Annotated in this window: 22 protein-coding genes; 7 read left to right on the top strand and 15 right to left on the bottom strand. The window is 71.0% G+C overall.

Features of this window, described 5'->3' with window-relative positions; translation table 11 throughout:
- A partial coding sequence (locus VGO20_RS01545; protein ID WP_327500518.1) for an alkaline phosphatase D family protein occupies positions 1-1,598 on the bottom strand: 1,598 nt, incomplete at its 3' end.
- Between the two features lie 113 nt (positions 1,599-1,711).
- Positions 1,712-4,000 (bottom strand): bifunctional salicylyl-CoA 5-hydroxylase/oxidoreductase, encoded by a 2,289-nt coding sequence (locus tag VGO20_RS01540; RefSeq protein WP_327500517.1) that lies wholly within the window; start codon positions 3,998-4,000, stop codon positions 1,712-1,714.
- A 207-nt stretch (positions 4,001-4,207) separates the two neighbouring features.
- Between VGO20_RS01540 and VGO20_RS01535 the strand changes: the two genes are divergently transcribed.
- Positions 4,208-4,849: a DUF7986 domain-containing protein gene (locus VGO20_RS01535; protein ID WP_327500516.1), complete on the top strand. Its 642-nt coding sequence runs from the start codon at positions 4,208-4,210 to the stop codon at positions 4,847-4,849.
- A 40-nt stretch (positions 4,850-4,889) separates the two neighbouring features.
- The gene (locus VGO20_RS01530; RefSeq protein WP_327500515.1) at positions 4,890-5,339 is read left to right on the top strand and encodes an IS1096 element passenger TnpR family protein; all 450 of its coding nucleotides are present in this window, start codon (positions 4,890-4,892) and stop codon (positions 5,337-5,339) included.
- Between the two features lie 8 nt (positions 5,340-5,347).
- Here VGO20_RS01530 and VGO20_RS01525 read toward each other — a convergent pair whose 3' ends face one another.
- Genes VGO20_RS01525 through VGO20_RS01515 form a run of 3 tightly spaced genes read right to left on the bottom strand, consistent with a single transcriptional unit; the run spans position 5,348 to position 6,674 of the window.
- On the bottom strand, positions 5,348-5,914 hold the full coding sequence (locus tag VGO20_RS01525; protein ID WP_327500514.1) for a type II toxin-antitoxin system VapC family toxin: 567 nt from the start codon (positions 5,912-5,914) through the stop codon (positions 5,348-5,350).
- A complete protein-coding gene (locus VGO20_RS01520) occupies positions 5,904-6,203 on the bottom strand; it encodes a hypothetical protein (RefSeq protein WP_327500513.1) in 300 nt (99 codons plus the stop codon). The genes VGO20_RS01525 and VGO20_RS01520 overlap by 11 nt, the downstream gene beginning before the upstream one ends.
- A gap of 48 nt (positions 6,204-6,251) precedes the next feature.
- Entirely contained in the window at positions 6,252-6,674 is a 423-nt protein-coding gene (locus VGO20_RS01515; protein ID WP_327500512.1) for a GtrA family protein, read from the bottom strand.
- Positions 6,675-6,817: 143 nt separating this feature from the next.
- Between VGO20_RS01515 and VGO20_RS01510 the strand changes: the two genes are divergently transcribed.
- Positions 6,818-7,396 (top strand): dihydrofolate reductase family protein, encoded by a 579-nt coding sequence (locus tag VGO20_RS01510; RefSeq protein ID WP_327500511.1) that lies wholly within the window; start codon positions 6,818-6,820, stop codon positions 7,394-7,396.
- Between the two features lie 7 nt (positions 7,397-7,403).
- Here VGO20_RS01510 and VGO20_RS01505 read toward each other — a convergent pair whose 3' ends face one another.
- From VGO20_RS01505 to VGO20_RS01470, 8 genes are read right to left on the bottom strand one after another with little or no spacing between them, the layout of a single operon-like run.
- Positions 7,404-8,111, bottom strand: coding sequence for an MOSC domain-containing protein (locus VGO20_RS01505; RefSeq protein WP_327500520.1), 708 nt, complete (start codon positions 8,109-8,111; stop codon positions 7,404-7,406).
- The gene (locus tag VGO20_RS01500; protein ID WP_327500510.1) at positions 8,111-8,530 is read right to left on the bottom strand and encodes a RidA family protein; all 420 of its coding nucleotides are present in this window, start codon (positions 8,528-8,530) and stop codon (positions 8,111-8,113) included. Before VGO20_RS01500 ends, VGO20_RS01505 begins: the two co-directional genes overlap by 1 nt.
- Entirely contained in the window at positions 8,523-9,002 is a 480-nt protein-coding gene (locus tag VGO20_RS01495) for an acyl-CoA thioesterase (RefSeq protein ID WP_327500509.1), read from the bottom strand. The genes VGO20_RS01500 and VGO20_RS01495 overlap by 8 nt, the downstream gene beginning before the upstream one ends.
- A complete protein-coding gene (locus tag VGO20_RS01490) occupies positions 8,999-10,642 on the bottom strand; it encodes a benzoate-CoA ligase family protein (RefSeq protein WP_327500508.1) in 1,644 nt (547 codons plus the stop codon). The genes VGO20_RS01495 and VGO20_RS01490 overlap by 4 nt, the downstream gene beginning before the upstream one ends.
- 48 nt (positions 10,643-10,690) lie before the next feature.
- A complete protein-coding gene (locus VGO20_RS01485) occupies positions 10,691-11,887 on the bottom strand; it encodes an acyl-CoA dehydrogenase family protein (RefSeq protein ID WP_327500507.1) in 1,197 nt (398 codons plus the stop codon).
- Positions 11,887-12,705 carry an enoyl-CoA hydratase family protein gene (locus tag VGO20_RS01480; protein ID WP_473964850.1) on the bottom strand — a complete coding sequence of 273 codons (819 nt, stop codon included), beginning with the start codon at positions 12,703-12,705 and terminating at the stop codon, positions 11,887-11,889. Before VGO20_RS01480 ends, VGO20_RS01485 begins: the two co-directional genes overlap by 1 nt.
- Positions 12,702-13,202 carry a MarR family winged helix-turn-helix transcriptional regulator gene (locus VGO20_RS01475; protein ID WP_327500506.1) on the bottom strand — a complete coding sequence of 167 codons (501 nt, stop codon included), beginning with the start codon at positions 13,200-13,202 and terminating at the stop codon, positions 12,702-12,704. The genes VGO20_RS01480 and VGO20_RS01475 overlap by 4 nt, the downstream gene beginning before the upstream one ends.
- A complete protein-coding gene (locus tag VGO20_RS01470) occupies positions 13,202-13,981 on the bottom strand; it encodes an SDR family NAD(P)-dependent oxidoreductase (protein WP_327500505.1) in 780 nt (259 codons plus the stop codon). The genes VGO20_RS01475 and VGO20_RS01470 overlap by 1 nt, the downstream gene beginning before the upstream one ends.
- A gap of 103 nt (positions 13,982-14,084) precedes the next feature.
- Between VGO20_RS01470 and kynB the strand changes: the two genes are divergently transcribed.
- From kynB to kynA, 3 genes are read left to right on the top strand one after another with little or no spacing between them, the layout of a single operon-like run.
- Entirely contained in the window at positions 14,085-14,729 is a 645-nt protein-coding gene (kynB, locus tag VGO20_RS01465) for an arylformamidase (RefSeq protein ID WP_327500504.1), read from the top strand.
- Complete coding sequence (gene kynU / locus VGO20_RS01460; RefSeq protein ID WP_327500503.1) at positions 14,726-15,961, top strand: kynureninase; 1,236 nt, start codon at positions 14,726-14,728, stop codon at positions 15,959-15,961. Before kynB ends, kynU begins: the two co-directional genes overlap by 4 nt.
- Positions 15,962-15,971: 10 nt before the next feature.
- Positions 15,972-16,859 carry a tryptophan 2,3-dioxygenase gene (gene kynA / locus VGO20_RS01455; RefSeq protein ID WP_327500502.1) on the top strand — a complete coding sequence of 296 codons (888 nt, stop codon included), beginning with the start codon at positions 15,972-15,974 and terminating at the stop codon, positions 16,857-16,859.
- Between the two features lie 39 nt (positions 16,860-16,898).
- On the opposite strand, the gene VGO20_RS01450 is transcribed toward kynA, so the two are convergent.
- Together VGO20_RS01450 and VGO20_RS01445 are read right to left on the bottom strand one after the other, a co-directional pair.
- The gene (locus tag VGO20_RS01450; RefSeq protein ID WP_327500501.1) at positions 16,899-17,312 is read right to left on the bottom strand and encodes a type II toxin-antitoxin system VapC family toxin; all 414 of its coding nucleotides are present in this window, start codon (positions 17,310-17,312) and stop codon (positions 16,899-16,901) included.
- Positions 17,309-17,557, bottom strand: coding sequence for a type II toxin-antitoxin system VapB family antitoxin (locus tag VGO20_RS01445; RefSeq protein ID WP_327500500.1), 249 nt, complete (start codon positions 17,555-17,557; stop codon positions 17,309-17,311). Before VGO20_RS01445 ends, VGO20_RS01450 begins: the two co-directional genes overlap by 4 nt.
- 209 nt (positions 17,558-17,766) lie before the next feature.
- Between VGO20_RS01445 and VGO20_RS01440 the strand changes: the two genes are divergently transcribed.
- A partial coding sequence (locus tag VGO20_RS01440) for an HAD-IIB family hydrolase (protein WP_327500499.1) occupies positions 17,767-19,068 on the top strand: 1,302 nt, incomplete at its 3' end.

Here is a 19,068-nt window from a genome sequence, read left to right as displayed (position 1 = left end):
GCCGCCGGCATCAGCCGCTTCGTGTAGAGGCTGTTTCCTTCGATGTCCTTCAGCGTCACGGTCATCGCCCCGTCGGCGGCGACGTCGACCTGCCCGAAGAACTGGAGGCCGGCGGACGGCGGCAGGTTCACCTGCCCCTCCGGCGGCGCCTTCACGTATACGAGCTGCGGGCCGAAGGTGTCGTCGAGCGGGTTGGGGCCGAAGGTGCCCGCGTTCAGCGGACCCGACACGAACTCCCAGAACGGCTCGAAGTCCTGGAACTTCGCCGCGTTCGGGTCGTAGTAATGCGCGGCGGTGTAGTGGACGTCGGCGGTCAGCCAGACGGTGTTGCGGATCCCGGCGTGCTTGATGAAGCGCAGCAGGTCGGCGATCTCCATCTCGCGGCCGAGCGGCGGCCCGTCGCCCTGGGCGATCGCCTCGGAGCCGGGGCCGGTGGGGAGCTTGTCCGCGACCACGACGCCGATCGGCATGTCGGCCGCGATCACTTTCCAGGTCGCGTTCGAGGCGAGCAGCGCCTGCCGGAGCCAGCGCAGCTGCGCATCCCCCAGGAAGCGCGTGTCGGGCCCCAGGGACGCCTGGTCGTTGGCGGTGTTGGGCCCGCGGTAGCTGCGCATGTCCAGGCGGAACACCTCGAGATGCGGGCCGTAGCGGAAGCTGGAATGGAGCCGATCGCGCTCGATCGGGTCCTGGCGCACGGGCATGTAGTCCATGAAGGCGCGCCGGCCGTTGGCGGCCAGGACCGCCACGGACTTCTCGCGGTAGCGCTCGTCCGCGTCGAGCCGCTCCTCCCAGTACCAGTTGTTCGTGACCTCGTGGTCGTCCCACTGGGCGAACATCGGCACTTCGGCATTGAAGCGGCGCAGGTTCTCGTCCAGGAGGTTGTAGGCATGGTTGCCGCGGAACTCGTCCAGCGTCTCGGCGACCTTGGATTTCGCCGGCGTCACCAGGTTGCGCCACGTGGCCGCGCCTGGGATCTCGACCGTCTCGCGGATCGGGCCGTCGGCATAGATCGTGTCGCCGGAATGGATGAAGAAGTCGGGCTCGACCCGGCGCATCGTCTCGTAGATGCGCATGCCGCCGAAATCGGGGTTGATGCCCCAGCCCTGGCCGGCGGTGTCGCCCGACCACGTGAAGCGCACGGCTCCGTCGGCGCGCGGCGTGCGCAGGCGGCCGACCACCGGCTCGCTGCGGCTCTGCAGGTCGGCGAGGTCCTGGAACGTGACGCGGTAGAACACCGTCTGCCCCTCGGGCAGGCCGGTCAGGTCGAGCTTCGCCGTGAAGTCGGTATCGGCGAGCGCCATCGGCCCCTCGATCCGGCGGGCGTCGCGGAAGCTCTCGGTCGTGGCGACCTCGACCAGCATCCGCGCCGGCCGGTCGGCCCGGCTCCAGACGACGGCGCGCCCCCGGTCCAGGTCGCCGGCCTGGACGCCGTAGGGGATGGCGATGCGGCGCGACGGCGCGGTCACGATCGCGGGCGCCTGGGCCAGCAGCCGGCCGGGCAGGGCGGTCGCGGCGACCAGCGTGCCGCCGGCGGCGGCGCCGCCGTAGAGGAAGGACCGGCGGCTGATCCAGCGCCGTGGCTCGACGGAGTTCGTCATGGGTGATCCCTCGCTGTTCCCATCGGGTTGGCGGGGGCGACCCTACCGTCTCGATGTGTCGGGGAACCGCACGGTCCGGTGACGTTTCGGTTACCGGCCCGTGCGGCGTCCCGTCAGATCGAGATCGCCATGTCGGCCGCGCGCTGCAGGTTGCGCAGGTACTGCTGGCGGCCCGACAGGTACTGGTTCGGCCAGTGCTGGGCCTCGTAGCCGAGCTGGCCCGCGGCGTGCAGAGTCCAGTAGGGGTCCGACAGGTGCGGCCGCGCGAGCGCGCACAGATCGGCCCGGCCGGCGGCGACGATCGAGTTGGCGTGGTCGGTCTCGTAGATGTTGCCGACCGCCATCGTCGCGATGCCGACCTCGTTCCGGATGCGGTCCGAATAGGGCGTCTGGAACATGCGGCCGTAGACCGGCCTGGCCTGGGTCGAGGTCTGGCCGGCCGAGACGTCGATCAGGTCCGCGCCGTGCGCCTTGAAGGCGCGCGCGATCTCGACCGCGTCCTCGGCGCCGATGCCCTCGGGCACCCAGTCGGTCGCCGAGATGCGGACCGCCATCGGCCGGTCGGACGGCCAGGCGGCGCGCATCGCGTCCCACACCTCCAGCGGGAAGCGCAGGCGGTTCTCCAGGCTGCCGCCGTACTCGTCCGTGCGCCGGTTGGTCAGCGGCGTGATGAAGCTCGATATCAGGTAGCCGTGGGCGGCATGAAGCTCGACCATGTCGAAGCCGGCCTCGACCGCCCACTCGGTCGCGCGGCGGAAATCGGCGACCACCGCCTCCATGTCGGCCCGCGTCATCTCGCGCGGGACCTGGTTGCGCGGGCCCCACGGCACGGGGGAGGGGGCGATCACCTCCCAGTTGCCGCTCTCCAGCGGCTCGTCGTAGCCCTCCCAGCCGAGCTTCGTGGACCCCTTCGGCCCGGAATGGCCGAGCTGGAGGCAGATCTTCGCTTCCGAATGAGCGTGGACGAAGTCGGTGATGCGCTTCCAGCCCTCGACGTGCCGGCGCTCGTACATGCCGGCGCAGCCGGGGGTGATGCGGCCCTCGGGCGACACGCAGGTCATCTCGGTGTAGACGAGGCCGGCGCCGCCCTGGGCGCGCGATCCCAGATGGACGAGGTGGAAGTCCGCCGGCACGCCGTCGACCGCGCTGTACATCGCCATGGGCGAGACGACGACCCGGTTGGCGAGCTCCAGCCCGCGCAGCCTGAACGGCGTGAACATCGGCGGCACCGGCACCTGCTGCGGGCGGCCGGTCGCCCGGGTCGCCAGCCACTTCTCCATGTCTTCCAGCCAGGTGCGGTCGCGCAGGCGCAGGTTCTCATGGCTGATGCGCTGGCTGCGGGTCAGCAGCGAATAGGCGAACTGCTCGGGATCGAGATGGACGTAGCGCGCGACGTTCTCGAACCACTCCGTCGAGTTGCGCGCCGCCGACTGGATCTTCAGCACCTCGATCTTGCGCTCGTCCTCGTAAGCCTTCAGCGCCGCCGGCACGTCGTCGCCGAACTCCCCGAACTTGCGCGCCAGCGCGATCGCGTCCTCGAGCGCCAGCTTGGTGCCCGAGCCGATCGAGAAATGGGCGGAATGGGCGGCGTCGCCCATCAGCACGACGTTGTCCTTGACCCAGGTCTCGTTGCCGATGCGCGGGAAGTTGATCCACTCCGAGCCGCGCAGGTGCCGGCTGTTGGCCATCAGCCCGTGGCCGTCGAGATAGCGGCCGAACAGGCGCTCGCAGAAGTCGATCGTGGCCTGGGTGTCGGCCTGCTCCAGGCCGGCCGCGCGCCAGGTCTCCTCCCGGGCCTCGACGATGAAGGTCGATGTGTCCTGGTCGAAGCGGTAGGCGTGCGCCTGGAACCAGCCCCATTCCGTCTCCTCGAAGGCGAAGGTGAACGCCTCGAACACCTTCTTGGTGCCGAGCCAGACGAACTTGCACTTGCGCCGGTCGATGTCCGGCTTGAAGTGGTCGGCGTACATGGTGCGCACGCGGCTGTTGATGCCGTCGGCGGCGACGATCAGGTCGGCGTCGGGGAACTGCTGCGGCCCCTCGACCTCGGTCTCGAACACCAGCTTGACGCCCAGCTCCTCGGCCCGCTCCTGGAGGATGTTCAGCAGCTTCTTGCGCGCGATGCCGCAGAAGCCGTGGCCGCCCGAGGTGATGACCCGGCCCTTGAAGTGGATGTCGATGTCGTCCCAATGCGCGAAGCTGTCGAGGATCTGCTTCTTCGACTTCTCGTCGGCGCCGTCGAGGTTGCGCAGCGTCTCGTCCGAGAACACGACGCCCCAGCCGAACGTGTCGTAGGGGCGGTTGCGCTCGTACACCGTGATGTCGTGGCGCTGGTCCGCCTTCTTCATCAGGATCGCGAAGTAGAGCCCGGCCGGGCCGCCGCCGATGCACACGATCTTCATGCCGTACCGTCTCCCGTCTGCAGGCCCGATGCGGGCGCCAAGATATTTTAGGCTTAAAATATCATCTCGGGAACGGTTTTGCCAGGGGTGGTACGGCCATCGCATTTGGCCGCGGGCCGGCCGACGGTTCCGGTTGTGCGCGCGACCACGGTTTGTGAAGCTGGTGCAGGTGCCGGGGCGGACGGCATGAAGCATGGAGAAGCCGACATGACGCGCGGGGAGGTTCTGGCTCGCTATCAGCGACATCGTGCCGTCTGCGCCGCGGTGCAGGAGGCGGCGATGGCCAACATCTCGCGTGCCGGTCTGCTGGAGGCGGCAAAGCGGCTCGGCCTCGCCCACGGCAAAATGCTGGTGGCCGAGACCGAGAAGGAGATGGCGTCGGTGTTCGACCTGGCTCTCTACACGGCCAGGCCGGGCCGCTCGCGTGCCATCGAGCGCTACGCCAGATCCCGTGCCGGGTTTCCCGGAGACGAGACGGGCATGGCCCTCGTCCTGGTCCGGGCGTGGTTCTCCGTGTTTCGGGTCAAAGGCCCGCATGAGACGGCCGGCCTCGTGGTGGAAGACGTTCTGTGCGGCGGCGAGGTCTGGCTGGTGGACGAGAGCCTGGAGAGAACCGCCCCCGAGGGGGCCGTGCTCGCCATGCGTCTCGCCAGACCGGATGCGTTCGCCATCACCTGCGGCGTCGTCGTGTCGCTCGATCAGGAGGGGCTGGAGGATCTGCTCGACTATCTCACCGGTTTGCCTCTCCCAAACGATCCCGAGGCGCTTGCCGACGATCCGCGATTCGCCGTCACGGTCTACCGGATGGCCATCGACACGGGTCTGATGGGGGCCCTCAGCTATGAGTGATCCCCTTCGGCGAAGCGGCCGGCCGGCGGAGAAGAGCCGAATGGCAACGGCCGGCACGCATATCTTCCGAGTGGCGCTGTGGGACGATCCGTCCGTCCACCGGGACATCGAGATCGACGACGGCAAGTCGCTGTACGATCTGGCGAAGGGCATCGTGCGCGCCTTCGACTTCGATTTCGACCACGCCTTCGGCTTCTACTCCGGCCTGACCGACGAGACGCTGAGGGAGGCCCGGCCGAAATACGAGCTTTTCGCCGACATGGGCGAGGCGGGCGACGCCGAGAGCGTCAGGAAGACCCGGGTGGCCGCGGCGTTCCCGGCGATCGGGCACACCCTCGTTTTCCTGTTCGACTACGGCGACGAGTGGCTGTTCCGGGTCGAGATGATCGGGTCGGGTGCCAAGATCCCTGGCGCGCGCTATCCCAAGGTTCTGGCCAAGGCCGGGTCCGCTCCGGAGCAGTATCCGGAATGGGAGGAGGACGAGGAGTAATGGGCGGTTCAGGCGCTGCGGTAGAACAGGAGGCGCCCGCCCGGCAGGAGCTGGTCGAGCAGGTCGAAGTCGCGCAGGTTGCGGGTGACCAGCATCAGGCCGGCCTTGCGCGCCTGCAGGTGGATCAGGGCGTCGTTCAGGCAGGTCTTCTCCTGTCCGGCCTGGAAGCCGCCGAGGCGGAACAGCATGCCCGCAAGCGCGCCCGCCGTGCCCCAGGCATCGGCGTCGGGGACGACGATCCGCCGGGCCGGAATGTCCCCGACGGTCGCCGAAAGCTGCGCCAGCACGGCGCGCGTTCCCGGGTGGGCGGGATCGAGCAGGCCGAAAGCGTGGGTCAACTCCGCGACGCAGACGGCGCTGTGATAGCTGACACGCGTGCCCAGCAGCCGGTCCAGGGCATCGGGCGACCGGCCCTGGAGAACGTCCAGGTAGACGCAGGTGTCGAGCAGCAGGGGAGGACCGACGGCAGCGGCCTTCTCGACAAAGGGCAGTTCGGCATCGTGCCGCCGTACGGGCGGTGGCCCTGCGCGTTGTGCACGCAGGCGCCGCAGCGCGTGGCCGAGGTCAAATGCCAAGATCGATGTCCGGCGGGATCGTCCCCTTGCGCGCGACCAGACGGTCGCCGAAATCGTCCTCCAGCGCGACGCGGGCGAGCGCGTATTCGATCAGGCCGGTATCGGAGTCGATGCCGGAGCGGCGCTTGGCCGCTTCCACCAGGTGGCGGCGCACGCGGCCGCTGATGTGCGTGTCCTTGTCGTCGCCGACCAATCCCTCCGCACGCGCGGCGTCGAGTACGAGCACGCGCCGTTGCGCCGTGACGTCGGCCGCAATGCTCCGCGCCTCCGGGGTTCCGCGAGTTGCCATTCCTCCCTCCCGTCGTTGAACGGATGATGGAGATTGTTCAACAAAACTTCATGCCCGGCGGAAGACGAGCAGGCGCGAGCCCGTGAAGTTGAAGGCTAGGCCGGCGATCGAACCGGCGGCGACGCCGAGAACGGGATGGGCGGCCACTGTGGCCGAGACCATGACCAGCACGGCATATGTGGCGTAGTTGACCGCCCCGCCGACCGCGTTGACGGCGATGAAGCGCGCCCATTGATGGTGCGCCGGCCCATGGTGGCGCCCGCGGAACGTGAAGGTGCGGTTGAGCGCCCAGGTCGCCGTCGCGGCGCCCAGATAGGAGACGACGCGGCCGAGATAAGGGCCGGTGCCGAGAAGCGCCATCGACAGCACCAGGATCGCGCCGTCGACCAGGAACCCGACCGTCCCGACGATGCCGAAGCGCAGGAACTGGCCGGCGAGGGCCGCTGCCGGCTTGGCCGCCTCGGACGTCATCGCGGGTCGCCTCTCCCTGTTGTCCGGGGCACCCTGCCATGGCCGTGCGCCCCGGGCAAGGTGCCGTCGTTTTCCACTTGCAGAACTGAGACGGTTCAGCTAAACCATACCAGTTGCAATTACCAACTGGTATGGAGATTGAGATGGCTAAGCTGGTCCTGTCGATGTTCACGAGCCTCGACGGCTACATCGAGATGCCGGGCGGCACGTTCGTGCCGCCGGCGTGGTCGGACGACCTGGAGCGGCACTGGTCCGGCTACGCGCTGGAGCGCGCGGGCCACCTGCTGTACGGGCGGACGAACTTCCTGTTCAACAAGGGGTTCTGGAGCGCCGCCGACACCGACCCGGACAGCCCCGCGGCGGGCATCGCCTATGCCGGGACGATGAACCGCCTGCCGAAGACGGTATTCTCGCGCACGCTCGACGGCGATCCCGGCTGGAACGCGACCCTGGTGCGCGACGACGTCGCGGGCGCGGTCGGGCGGCTGAAGGAGACGGCGTCGGGCGACCTGTACTCGTTCGGCGGCGCCGGGCTCGCCAACAGCCTGGTCGCGCTCGACCTCGTCGACGAGTACCGGCTGATGGTGACGCCGGAGCTGTTCGGCGCCGGCAAGCGCCTGTTCGAGGAAGGGCGGCCCCGGGTGCCGCTGGCGCTGATCGAGGCGAAGCCGCTCGACACCGGTGCGGTGATCCTTCACTACCGGCGCGAGCGCGGCGCGTGATAGGCGCCTACAGGCGGGTCGCGCCGCCGCCGAGGCGCGGCCCCCAATCCTCGACCTCGCCGCGCGCGAGGCGCTGCTCGGCGCGGCCGCGCCACGACGCCGGCACGCAGGGCAGGGTGGCCAACTCGCGCAGCGCGTCCCGGTCGAGCACGTCGACGTAGAACACGCGCAGCAGGCGGGCAAGCGGCCAGTCCGGCCAGGCGCGCTCCGCCAGCGTCAGCGCGTCGCCGGCCTGCACCGTCCCGGGCTCCAGCACGCGCCAGTACCAGCCGGTGCGGCCGGTCTGCTGCACCCGCGCCGCCATGTCCTGGAGTTGGAAGCGCTGGTTCAGCTTCCAGCAGGGCTGGCGCGTCTGCGACACCTGGAGTAATGCGGTCCCGGCGCGCCAGGTATCGCCGATGCAGACATCGGCCTCGGTCAGCCCGGTCGTGGACAGGTTCTCGCCGAAGGCGCCCGGGGCCGAGAGCAGGTCGTCCCGGCCGCCCAATTCGGCCCGCCACGTCGCGTAGTGGTCGAAGGGATAGTGGTTCACGGCCTTGTCGGGGCCGCCATGGACCCGGAGGTCGGCCTGGCGGTCGCCCTCGACGCCGCCGGTGCCGACCGTGGCGGGGCCCGATACCGGGGCCTTGACGATCGCGCTCGTCTGGCCCGGCCGGCCGAACGGCGCCGGCTGGCCGACCAGCACGGCGCCGATCCGCACCGGGGCCGCGGCCATCACGGGACCACTGCCGTCGCCTCGATCTCGACGAGCGCTTCCGGCTCGGCGAGGGAGACGACCTGGACCAGCGCCATGGTGGGGTAGTGCCGGCCCATTACGTCCCGGTAGGCTTGGCCGAGCTCGCGCTGGCGCTCCCGGTACTCCTTGATGTCGGTGACGTACCAGGTCAGGCGGGTGACGTTGGCGGGGCCGGCCCCGGCCTCGCGCAGCACGGCGACGATGTTCTCGAGCGTGCGGCGCGTTTGGCCGGCCAGGTCCTTCTCGCGGAACGTGCCGGTCTCGTCCCAGCCGATCTGGCCGCCGACGAAGACGGTGCGTCCGGTCGCCGCGATGCCGTTGGCGTAGCCCCTCGGCTTCGGCCAGCCCGGCGGCTGCAGGAACTGGAACCCGATGTCGGGAGAGAGGGCGTCATCCATGGCAGGCGGTCCGATAGCTGTCGATGGCGGAACGGAGGTCGGCGGGGATCGGGATCGCCCGGTGGGTATCGACGGACATGACGACCAGCACCAGCCGGCCGACCAGGCGCGTCTCCACCTCCGCGCCGGCCCCGTGCTCGCCAATGATGCGGATGTCGATCGAGCTGCCGCCGACCCGGTCGACCACGACGCCGAGCGAGATCGTCTCGCCCATCCGGCTCGGCCGCAGGAAGTCGCATTCGGCATGGACGACCGGCAGGCCGCGGCGATGCGTCAGGATCAGGTCGGCGTAGTCGAGGCCGAGGGCCTGGTTGACCCAGTCCTCGACCACGGCATTGAACATGTCGAAGTAGTTCGCGAAATAGACGATGCCCGCCGGGTCCGTGTGCGAAAAGCGGATCCGCACCGGCGACCGGAACGCGCCCGGGGGCAGCCGGGGCGGGTCCCGGCGCAGCGCGTCGGCGTCCGTCACTTCGCTTCCTCGAGCCGCCCGCGCTCCATCTCGCGCAGCCGGAAGCGCTGCACCTTGCCGCTCTCCGTCCGGGGCAGGGCTTCGACGAACTCGATCGCGCGCGGGTATTTGTAGGGGGCGATCTCCTGCTTCACGAAGTCCTGCAGCGCCTTGGCCTTCGCGGTGTCGGCCTCGACGCCGGGCTTGAGGACGACGAACGCCTTCACGATCTGCCCGCGCTCAGGGTCGGGCGCGCCGATCACCGCGCATTCCGCGACGTCGGCATGGGCCAGCAGCGCGCGCTCGACCTCGGGACCGGCGATGTTGTAGCCGGACGACACGATCATGTCGTCGGTGCGCGCCTGGTACCAGAAATAGCCGTCCTCATCCATCTTGTAGGCGTCGCCGGTCAGGTTCCAGCCGCCCTGGACGTAGTTGCGCTGGCGGTCGTCGGCGAGATAGCGGCATCCCGTCGGCCCGCGCACCGCGAGCCGGCCCACGGTGCCGGGCGGCACGGGCCGGCCCTCCTCGTCGAGCACGCAGGCCTCGTATCCCGGCACCGGCCTGCCGGTCGAACCCGGCCGGATGTCGGAGCCCGAGGCCGAGATGAAGATGTGCAGCATCTCGGTCGAGCCGATGCCGTCGATGATCTCGATCCCGGTCGCCTCGCGGAAGGCCTGCCAGGTCGGCAGCGGCAGCGCCTCGCCGGCGGAGACGCATTTCCTCAGGCTGGAGATGTCGCGGTCCTTCAGCAGGCCCAGCATGGCGCGGTAGGCCGTCGGCGCGGTGAAGCAGACCGTGGCCCGGTGGGCGGCGATCCCGTCCAGCAGCGCGTCCGGCGTCGCCTTCTCCAGCAGCAGGGTCGCGGCACCGACCCGCAGCGGGAAGGTGACCAGCCCGCCCAGCCCGAAGGTGAAGGCCAGCGGCGGGCTGCCGCAGAAGACGTCGTCGGGCTGCGGTTTCAGGACATGGCGCGAGAAGGTGTCGCAGATCGCCAGCACGTCGCGATGGACGTGCATCGTGCCCTTCGGCGTGCCGGTGGTGCCCGAGGTGAAGGCGATCATGCAGATGTCGTCGGCCGCGGTGTCGACGTTCGCGAAGCCGCCCGGCTTGGCGGCCATGCGCGCCTCCAGGCTCTCCGGACCGCCCTCGCCGTTGAAATAGGCGATGCGCCCGATCACCGGCGCCCGCCGGCGGGCCGCCTCCATCTCGTCGGCCAGCCGGGCGTCGCACAGCGCGACCGTGACCTGCGCCTTCTCGGCGACGACCGTCAGTTCGCCGGCGCGCAGCAGCGGCATGGTCGGGACCGCGACGGCGCCCGCCTTCATGACCGCGAACCAGCACGCGACCATCATCGGGTTGTTGGCGGCGCGCAGCAGCACCCGGTTGCCGGGGACCACGCCCAGATCCTCCGTCAGCACCCGCGCGATCCGGTCGGCGCGGTCCTTGAGGTCGGAGTAGGTCCAGGTGCCTCCGGGCGCGATGATGCAGGGCCGGTCGCCATGGCCCTGCCCGACCATGCGGTCGAGCAGCTCGACCCCGCAGTTCAGGCGCTCGGGATACCGAAGCTCGGGCAGGTCGAAGTTCATGACCGGCCATTGATCGCGCGGCGGCAGGTTGTCGTGCGCGAAGGTGTCGACATGCGCGGAACCGGCGGACATCCCTCAATCTCCCTCTCGTGTTCCGGCGCCGCACCCCGGCGCCGCCCCTCAGGCCTTCGTGCGCTCTCCGTCGCCGGCGTGCGCGGCCAGGGTCTGGCGCGCGATCACGATCTTCTGCACCTCCGAGGCGCCCTCGTAGATGCGCAGCGGCCGGATTTCCCTGTACAGCTCCTCGACCGGCACGCCGCGCGTCACGCCGAGCCCGCCGAAGATCTGCACCGCGGCGTCGATGACGCGCTGCGCCGCCTCCGTCGCGTACAGCTTCGCCATGCTGGCTTCCCGGGTCACCCGCTCGGCCCCGCCGTCCTTGGTCCAGGCGGCCCGGTAGACCAGCAGCGCCGCCGCGTCGACCTCGACCGCCATGTCGGCGAGCTTGGCCTGGACGAGCTGCAGGTCGGCGAGCGTGGCGCCGAAGATCCTGCGCGAGGCCGCGCGCGTCAGCGCCTCGTCGAGCGCCCGGCGCGCGAAGCCCAGCGCCGCCGCCCCGACGGTCGAGCGGAACACGTCCAAGGTCGCCATCGCGATCCTGAAGCCCTCGCCCGGGCGCCCGATCAGCCGGTCGCCCGGCACCCGGCAGCCCGCGAAGCGCAAGGTCGCGAGCGGGTGGGGGGCGGTCACCTCGATCCGCTCCGCGATCTCCAGCCCCGGCGCGTCGGCATCCACGACGAAGGCCGACAGGCCCTTGGCGCCCGGGGCCTCGCCGGTGCGCGCGAAGACGACGTAATGGTCGGCGATGCCGCCGTTGGAGATCCAGGTCTTGGCGCCGTCGAGCACCCAGTCGCCGCCGTCCCGGATCGCCGTCGTCGCGGTGGCGGCGACGTCGGAGCCGGCGTCGGGCTCCGACAGGGCGAAGGCGGCGATGGCGCGCCCGTCGCGCACGCCCGGCAGGTAGCGGTCCTTCAGGTCCCGGCCGCCGAACAGGCTGATCGGCGCGCTGCCCAGGCCCTGCATCGCGAAGGAGAAGTCGGCGAGGCCGAGATGACGGGCGAGCGTCTCGCGGATCAGGCACAGCGAGCGCACGTCCAGGCGCTCCGCCGCGCCGCCGTGGGACGCCGGGACGACCCGGCGCAGCCAGCCGTCCTCGCCCAGGCGGCGCACCAGCGTGCGGCAGGTGCCGTCGAGGTCGCGCTCGGCCCCATGCGCGAGCGGCGCCAGCTCGGCCGCGGCCCAGCTCTCGATCTCGCCGGCGAGGTCCCGGTGCGCGTCGTCGAGGAACGGCCAGGACAGGAAGCTGCGGTCCGGCATCAGTCGCCCTCGAACACGGGGGAGCGCTTGGCGGCGAAGGCGTCGAAGGCGCGGCGGAAGTCGTTCGTCGCCATGCACACGGCCTGTGCCCGCGCCTCGGCCTCGATCGCCTCGTCGACGCCCATGGCCCATTCCTCGTGCAGCATGCGCTTGGTCATGGCATGGGCGAAGGTCGGCCCGTCGGCCAGCCGGCGGGCCATGGCCGTCGCTTCCGCCAGCACCTCGTCCGGCGGGCACAGGCGGTTGTAGAAGCCCCAGCGCTCGGCCTCGGCGCCGTCCATCGAGCGGCCGGTGTACAGCAGTTCGGCCGCGCGGCCCTGGCCGACGATGCGCGGCAGGATCGCGCACGCGCCCATGTCGCAGCCGGCGAGCCCGACGCGGGTGAACAGGAACGCGACCTTGCTCCCCGCGGTGCCGTAACGCAGGTCGGAGGCCATCGCGACGATCGCGCCGGCCCCGGCGCACACCCCGTCGATCGCGGCGACGATCGGCTGCGGGCAGGCGCGCATCGCCTTGACGAGGTCGCCGGTCATGCGCGTGAAGCGCAGCAGGTCCGGCATGCTCATCTCGGTCAGCGGCCCGATGATCTCGAACACGTCGCCGCCGGAGCAGAAATTGCCGCCGGCCCCGGTGACGACCACCGTCTTGATGTCCGCGTCGTGCGCCAGCGCCTGGAACAGGTCGCGCAGTTCGGCATAGGACTCGAAAGTCAGCGGGTTCTTCTTCTCCGGCCGGTTCAGCGTGACCGTCGCGACCTTCCCCTCGACCTGCCACAGGAAATGGCGGGCCTCGTAGTCGGCCATGCTTCTCGTCTTCAACGTCGCTCCCTCCCCATGCTTCCGCGCACGGATTGTTTTGCTTTGCCCAGCAGCCGCATCAACTCGCGCGTCTCGTCCGCCGACAGGCCCTCGAAGAAGTCCGCGATCCAGGCCTCGTGGCGGCGCGCCATCGCCCGGAACGCCTTGCGCCCCTCCGGCGTCAGGCGGACGAAGGCCGTGCGCCGGTCGGTCGGCGACGGCTCGCGCGCCACCAGCCCCTCGGCGACCAGCCGGTCGGCGATGCCGGTGACGTTGCCGTTGGACACCATCAGGCGGCGCGACAGCTCGCCCATGGTCAGGCCGTCGGGCGCCTTGTCGAGCTGGGCCATCAGGTCGAAGCGGGGCAGGGTGACGTCGAACGCCTCGCGCAGGCGCGAGCGCACCTCGTTCTCGATCATCAGCGTGCAGGTCAGCAGGCGCAGCCACAGGCGCAGCTCCGGCTCGTGGGTGCCGCTCGCCGCCGTCTCGTAGTCGAGCGGGACCGCCCCCTCGTCCATCACGCCAGCTCCCCGCCGTCGATCGCGACCGCCTGGCCCGTGACGCTCGCCGCCGCCGGCCCGCACAGCCAGGCGACCGCGTCCGCGACCTCCTCCGGGCGGACCAGCCGGCCCTGCGGGTTGGCGCGGGTCAGCTCCTGCAGCGCGTCGTCGCGGCTGCGGCCGGTGCGCGCCTGGATCGTCTCGAGCGCCTTGTGGACCAGCTCCGTGTCGGTGTAGCCGGGACAGACCGCGTTCACGGTGATGCCCGCGCGCGCCGTCTCCAGCGCCAGCGCCCGGGTCAGGCCGACCACGCCGTGCTTGGCCGCGACATAGGCCGCGACATATGGATAGCCCTTGAGGCCGGCCGTGCTGGCCACGTTGACGACGCGGCCCCAGCCGCGCTCGGTCATGGCGGGCAGCGCCGCGCGGATGCAGGTGTAGACGCCGGTCAGGTTGACGGCCAGCATCGCGTCCCAATGCTCCCGGTCGAGGCGCCGGAACGGCGCCGTCCGCGCCATGCCGGCATTGTTGACCAGGATGTCGACCGGGCCCGCCGCCGCGAACGCGGCCGCGACCGCCTCGTCGTCGGTGACGTCGGCGGTCACGATGGCGGCGCCGGTCTCCCCCGCCAGGTCCGACAGCGCGCCCGCGTCGCGGCCGAGCAGCGTCAGCCGCGCGCCGTCGGTCGCGAGCCGGCGGGCGATGGCGGCGCCGATGCCGCGCGCGGCTCCGGTGACCAGCGCGTGCCGGCCCGCGAGCGGCGCGTTCCCGCCGGTTTGCGTCCCGCCGTTCTCCACGCGATTTGTCCTTCCTGACGAGGCCCAGATATTTTAAGCTTAAAACTTCACCGGCGGACGGGCAAGGCGGTTTTTCCGGCGGGCAGGAGGGAAGGGGAGGCGCATGGGCACGAGCAGGCCCCGGCTGTGGGACGTGAGCCCGGCGTTGAGGCCGGGGATACCGGTCTGGCCGGGCGACACCGAGTACCGGGAGGAGCGGACCTGGGCGATCGGACCGGGCTGCCCCGTCAACGTCTCGCGCATCACGCTGTCGACGCATACCGGCGCGCATGCGGACGCGCCGCTGCACTACGACGCCGGCGGCCGGGCGGCGGGCGCGCTCGACCTCGACGTCTATCTCGGGCCGTGCCGCGTCGTCGACGCGACCGGGTGCGGGCCGCTGGTGACCGCGGGTCTGCTGGCTCCCTACCTCGACGACCGGCCGGAGCGCGTGATCCTGAAGACCTACGCCCGCGCCCCCGTCGACCGCTGGGACCCGGGCTTCGCCGCGATCCATCCCGACGCGATCGACCTGCTCGCCGCGCGGGGCTGCCGCCTCGTCGGCATCGACACCCCCTCGATCGACCCCCAGGAAAGCAAGACCATGGATGCCCATGCGCGCCTGCGCGCCAACGAGATGGCGGTTCTGGAGGGCCTCGTCCTCGACGAGGTCGCCGCCGGCGACTACGAGCTGATCGCCCTGCCGCTCAAGCTGGCCGACCTGGACGCGGCCCCGGTCCGCGCCGTGCTGCGGGAGCTGGCGCGATGACCGGCCGCGAGGACTGCGCGCGGCTCGACGCCGCCGACCCGCTGGCCGACCGGCGCGGCCGGTTCGAGCTCCCGGAGGGCGTGATCTACCTCGACGGCAATTCGCTCGGGCCGCTGCCCAAGGCGGCGCCGGGCCGCGTCGAGCAGGTGGTGCGCGAGGAATGGGGCCGCGGCCTGATCCGGAGCTGGAACGCCGCCGGCTGGATCGACCTGCCTCGGCGCGTCGGCGACAAGATCGGCCGGCTGGTCGGGGCGGCGCCGGGCCAGATGGTCGTCGCCGATTCGACCTCGGTCAACCTGTTCAAGGCGCTGGCCGCGGCGCTGGGCATGCGGCCCGGCCGCCGCGTCGTCGTGGCCGAGCGCGAGGCCTTCCCGACCGACCTCTACATGGCCCAGGGCCTGTCGGAGCTGCTCGGCGGCACGGTCGAGCTGCGTCTGGTCGATTCGGGCGCGGTGGGCGAGGCGATCGACGGCGACGTCGCGGTCGCGATGCTGACCCATGTCGACTACCGCACCGGCGCGATCCACGACATGGAGGCGCTGAACCGCCGCGCCCGCGACGCCGGCGCCCTGATGCTGTGGGACCTCGCGCACAGCGCCGGCGTGCTGCCGGTCGAGCTGGACCGTACCGGCGCCGACCTCGCGGTCGGCTGCGGCTACAAGTACCTGAACGGCGGGCCGGGGGCGCCGGCCTTCATCTACGTCGCCGAGCGGCACCAGGCCTCGTTCCGCCAGCCGCTCGCCGGCTGGATGGGCCATGCCGCCCCCTTCGCTTTCGAGCAGCGCTACGAGCCGGCGCCCGACATCCGCCGGGCGCTGTGCGGGACGCCGCCCGTGCTCTCGCTCGCGGCGCTGGAGGTCGGGGTGGACGAGCTGCTGGCCGCCGACATGGGCCTGATGCGCGCCAAGGCGGTCAGCCTGACCGGGACCTTCCGGCGCCTGGTCGCCGCCGAATGCGCGGGTTTCGGCCTGTCCTTCTTCGGCCCCGAGGACCCGCAGGCCTGCGGCAACCAGGTCTCGGTCCGCCATCCCGAGGGCTACGCGGTGATGCAGGCGCTGATCCACCGCGGGATGATCGGGGATTTCCGCCGGCCCGACGTGATGCGCTTCGGCTTCGCCCCGCTCTACGTGCGCCACGTCGATTTGTGGGACGCGGTCGCGCATCTGCGTGACATCCTGGAGACGCGGGCCTGGGACCGTCCGGAGTTCCTTCGCCGCGCCGCCGTGACCTGAGGAGGCCGCCATGACCCGCGACCGCGAAGACGCGCCGCAGGCGCATACCGGTACAGCCGCGCCGCAGGCGCACACCGGTGCAGCCGCGCCGCAGGCGCACACCGACTTCGCGTCGGAGATGAGCTACGGCGACTATCTGGCGCTGGACGAGCTGTTGGCGGTCCAGCGCCCGCTGTCGCCCCATCACGACGAGATGCTGTTCATCATCCAGCACCAGACATCCGAACTGTGGATGAAGCTGGCGCTGCACGAGCTGCGCGGCGCGATGGCGCAGATCCGCGGGGACGACTTCGGCCCGGCCTTCAAGATGCTGGCCCGGGTCTCGCGGGTGATGGCGCAGCTGATCCAGGCCTGGGACGTGCTCTCGACGCTGACGCCGTCCGAATACACCACGTTCCGTCCTTTCCTCGGCCGCTCATCGGGGTTCCAGAGCTACCAGTACCGGACGATCGAGTTCCTGCTCGGCAACAAGAACCCGGGGATGCTGGCGCCCCACAGCCACCGCGACGACCTGCACGGCCCGCTGGAGGCGGCGCTCAACGCCCCCAGCCTCTACGACGAGGCGATCGCGGCGCTGGCGCGCGCCGGCTTCGCGATCGACCCCGGCCGGCTGTCGCGGGACTGGTCGCAGCCCTACCGGTCCGACCCGAGCGTGCGGGCCGCCTGGCTCGCCGTCTACCGCGCGCCGCAGACCCACTGGAGCCTGTACGAGCTGGCCGAGGAGCTGGTCGACCTGGAGGACACGTTCCGCCAGTGGCGCTTCCGCCACGTCACCACGGTCGAGCGGGTGATCGGCTTCAAGACCGGGACCGGCGGCACCGCGGGGGTCAGCTACCTGCGCCGCATGCTGGACGTGCAGCTCTTCCCGGAGCTGTGGGAGGTTCGCACGGACTTGTGAGGGAACGACGTAACCGGCGCGGGCTCCTCCCCGTACCGGTCAGAAGTCCCACGGGGAGATCAGCTCGATGCCGGTTGCGCCGAAATCCGCCAGATTGCGGGTGGCGAGCCGCCCTCCGTTGACCCGTGCGATGGCCGCGATCATGCCGTCGGGCGCGGACATGCAAAGCCCCCGTCGGGACGCGTCTCCCATGATGTCGCCATAGGCCAGCGCCGCCTCCTCGGTCAGCCCGAAGATCCTGTCCGCGAAGCGACGCCGCCAATCGGCAAGCCCTTGCTCCAGCCGCGCGGCGCGCTGATCAGGTCGGATCTTCGCGATACCGAAGGCGATCTCGGCGATCGTCACGGTCGGCAGGGCCAGTTCGGCGTCATGCCGGACGAGCCAGGCGATCACCGCCTCGTCCGGCGATTTCCGCAAGGTCTCCGACACGACGTTGGTGTCGAGGAAGATCAAAGCTCCGGTCCCGGATGGGGGCGGCGCGAGTCGCGGATGACGGCCTCGAGATCGATCTCGGTTCCTGAATTAGCAGACAGTCGTGCATAGAAGGCCGATGCCGGCTCACGTCCCGTCTCGCGGATCTCGTAGGCTTCCAGCGCCCGCTCGACGATGTCGGCGATCGAGCGATTCTCGCGTCGCGCTAGACGGTGGGCGAGATCGCGCGCCTTGGCGCTGCGGACGGAAAGCTGGGGTTCGGCCATGGGTGCCCTCCTTCGCAGCGAAGGATAGTCATTCGCTGCCTTGCCGTCAAGATGGCACTTGGTGTCCCGATGGCAAGGGCTCAGACGGCCGGAATGGACGAGGCCCCCGGGCAACGGATTCGGCGGGCGCCGGCGGCAACGCTCTCCGCGCAACTTTCCCCGATCCACCCTGTCGTAGGCGGGGCAGGAGCAGGTATCGGGGGAAGGCCATGCACTACGTCGCGCTCGCGACCGACTTCGACGGCACGCTCGCCCGGGACGGGCGGGTACCGGAGGCCACGCTGGCGGCGATGGAGCGGCTGCGCCTGGCCGGGCGCAAGCTGATCCTGGTGACGGGGCGCGAACTCGACGATCTCCAGCGGGTGTTCCCCGAACTCGACCGGTTCGACCGCCTGGTCCTGGAGAACGGCGGCCTGCTCTACCGTCCGGACACCCGCGAGACGGTGGAACTCGGGCCGCCGCCGCCGCCGGCCTTCGTCGAACGGCTGCGCGAGCGCGGCGTGCCGCGCATCTCCGTCGGCCGGGTCGTCGTCGCGACCTGGCGCCCCCACGAGGACACCGTGCTCGAGGCGATCCGCGACATGGGGCTGGAGCACCACATCATCTTCAACAAGGACGCCGTGATGGTGCTGCCGTCGGGCATCAACAAGGCGGTCGGGCTGGAGCGCGCGCTGAGCGACCTGGGCTTGGCGCCGCACAACGTCGTCGGCGTCGGCGACGCGGAGAACGACCACGCCTTCCTGATGCGGTGCGGCTGCTCGGTCGCGGTCGCCAACGCGCTGGACAGCCTGAAGGAGGAGGTCGACCTCGTGACCGGGGCGGCGCGCGGCGAGGGCGTCCTCGAACTGGTCGAGCGCATGCTCGACGACGACCTCGCCTCGCTCGACCCCGCGCTCCGGCGCCACCGGGTCCTGCTCGGGGAGCGGCTGGACCGGGAGGGAAGGGAGCCGGTGTACCTGCCGCCGCTGCGGCACGACGTGCTGATCACCGGCACGTCCGGCGGCGGCAAGACCAACATGACGACCGCGGTCATCGAAGGGCTCCTGGATCTCGGCCACCAGGTCTGTGTGCTCGACCCGGAGGGGGACTACGAGCAGATGCCCGGGCTGCTGCGCCTCGGCGACGCGACCCGGCCGCCGAGCCTGCCCGAGGCGATGACGGCCCTGGAGGACCCGGGGCGCAGCGTGGCGCTCGACCTGCTCGGGATCCCGGCGGCGGACCGGCCGGCGTTCCTGGCGGGGCTGTTGGCAGAGTTCCACGGCCTGCGCAGCCGTACCGGCCGGCCGCATTGGCTCGTCGTCGACGAGGCGCACCACATGCTGCCATGCGAGGGCGGCCCGGCGGCCGACGCGCTCGGCGGGGACGTGAAGGGCCTGTTCATGATCACGGTCGAGCCGGAGCACCTCGCGCGCCGCGCGCTCTCGGTCGCCGACCGCGTCATCGCCGTCGGCCGCGAGCCCGGCCGCACGTTGCGCCGATACGCCGCACTGGTCGGCGTATCGGCGCCCGAC

It is taken from the genome of Arenibaculum sp. (genome assembly GCF_035998295.1).
Taxonomy (GTDB): Bacteria; Pseudomonadota; Alphaproteobacteria; order Azospirillales; family Azospirillaceae; genus DASYHS01.
The sequence above is the reverse complement of the archived record's forward strand: the minus strand, read 5'-3'. Positions and strand labels throughout refer to the sequence as shown.

Bases quoted from the DNA above. Each gene is read 5' to 3' on its own strand.
- kynU (WP_327500503.1), top strand. From the start codon at position 14,726: ATGACCGGCCGCGAGGACTGCGCGCGGCTCGACGCCGCCGACCCGCTG.
- VGO20_RS01510 (WP_327500511.1), top strand. From the start codon at position 6,818: ATGGCTAAGCTGGTCCTGTCGATGTTCACGAGCCTCGACGGCTACATC.
- kynA (WP_327500502.1), top strand. From the start codon at position 15,972: ATGACCCGCGACCGCGAAGACGCGCCGCAGGCGCATACCGGTACAGCC.
- VGO20_RS01515 (WP_327500512.1), bottom strand. From the start codon at position 6,674: ATGACGTCCGAGGCGGCCAAGCCGGCAGCGGCCCTCGCCGGCCAGTTC.
- VGO20_RS01500 (WP_327500510.1), bottom strand. From the start codon at position 8,530: ATGGATGACGCCCTCTCTCCCGACATCGGGTTCCAGTTCCTGCAGCCG.
- VGO20_RS01535 (WP_327500516.1), top strand. From the start codon at position 4,208: ATGACGCGCGGGGAGGTTCTGGCTCGCTATCAGCGACATCGTGCCGTC.
- VGO20_RS01485 (WP_327500507.1), bottom strand. From the start codon at position 11,887: ATGCCGGACCGCAGCTTCCTGTCCTGGCCGTTCCTCGACGACGCGCAC.
- VGO20_RS01520 (WP_327500513.1), bottom strand. From the start codon at position 6,203: ATGGCAACTCGCGGAACCCCGGAGGCGCGGAGCATTGCGGCCGACGTC.
- kynB (WP_327500504.1), top strand. From the start codon at position 14,085: ATGGGCACGAGCAGGCCCCGGCTGTGGGACGTGAGCCCGGCGTTGAGG.
- VGO20_RS01445 (WP_327500500.1), bottom strand. From the start codon at position 17,557: ATGGCCGAACCCCAGCTTTCCGTCCGCAGCGCCAAGGCGCGCGATCTC.
- VGO20_RS01490 (WP_327500508.1), bottom strand. From the start codon at position 10,642: ATGTCCGCCGGTTCCGCGCATGTCGACACCTTCGCGCACGACAACCTG.
- VGO20_RS01530 (WP_327500515.1), top strand. From the start codon at position 4,890: ATGGCAACGGCCGGCACGCATATCTTCCGAGTGGCGCTGTGGGACGAT.
- VGO20_RS01505 (WP_327500520.1), bottom strand. From the start codon at position 8,111: ATGGCCGCGGCCCCGGTGCGGATCGGCGCCGTGCTGGTCGGCCAGCCG.
- VGO20_RS01540 (WP_327500517.1), bottom strand. From the start codon at position 4,000: ATGAAGATCGTGTGCATCGGCGGCGGCCCGGCCGGGCTCTACTTCGCG.
- VGO20_RS01475 (WP_327500506.1), bottom strand. From the start codon at position 13,202: ATGGACGAGGGGGCGGTCCCGCTCGACTACGAGACGGCGGCGAGCGGC.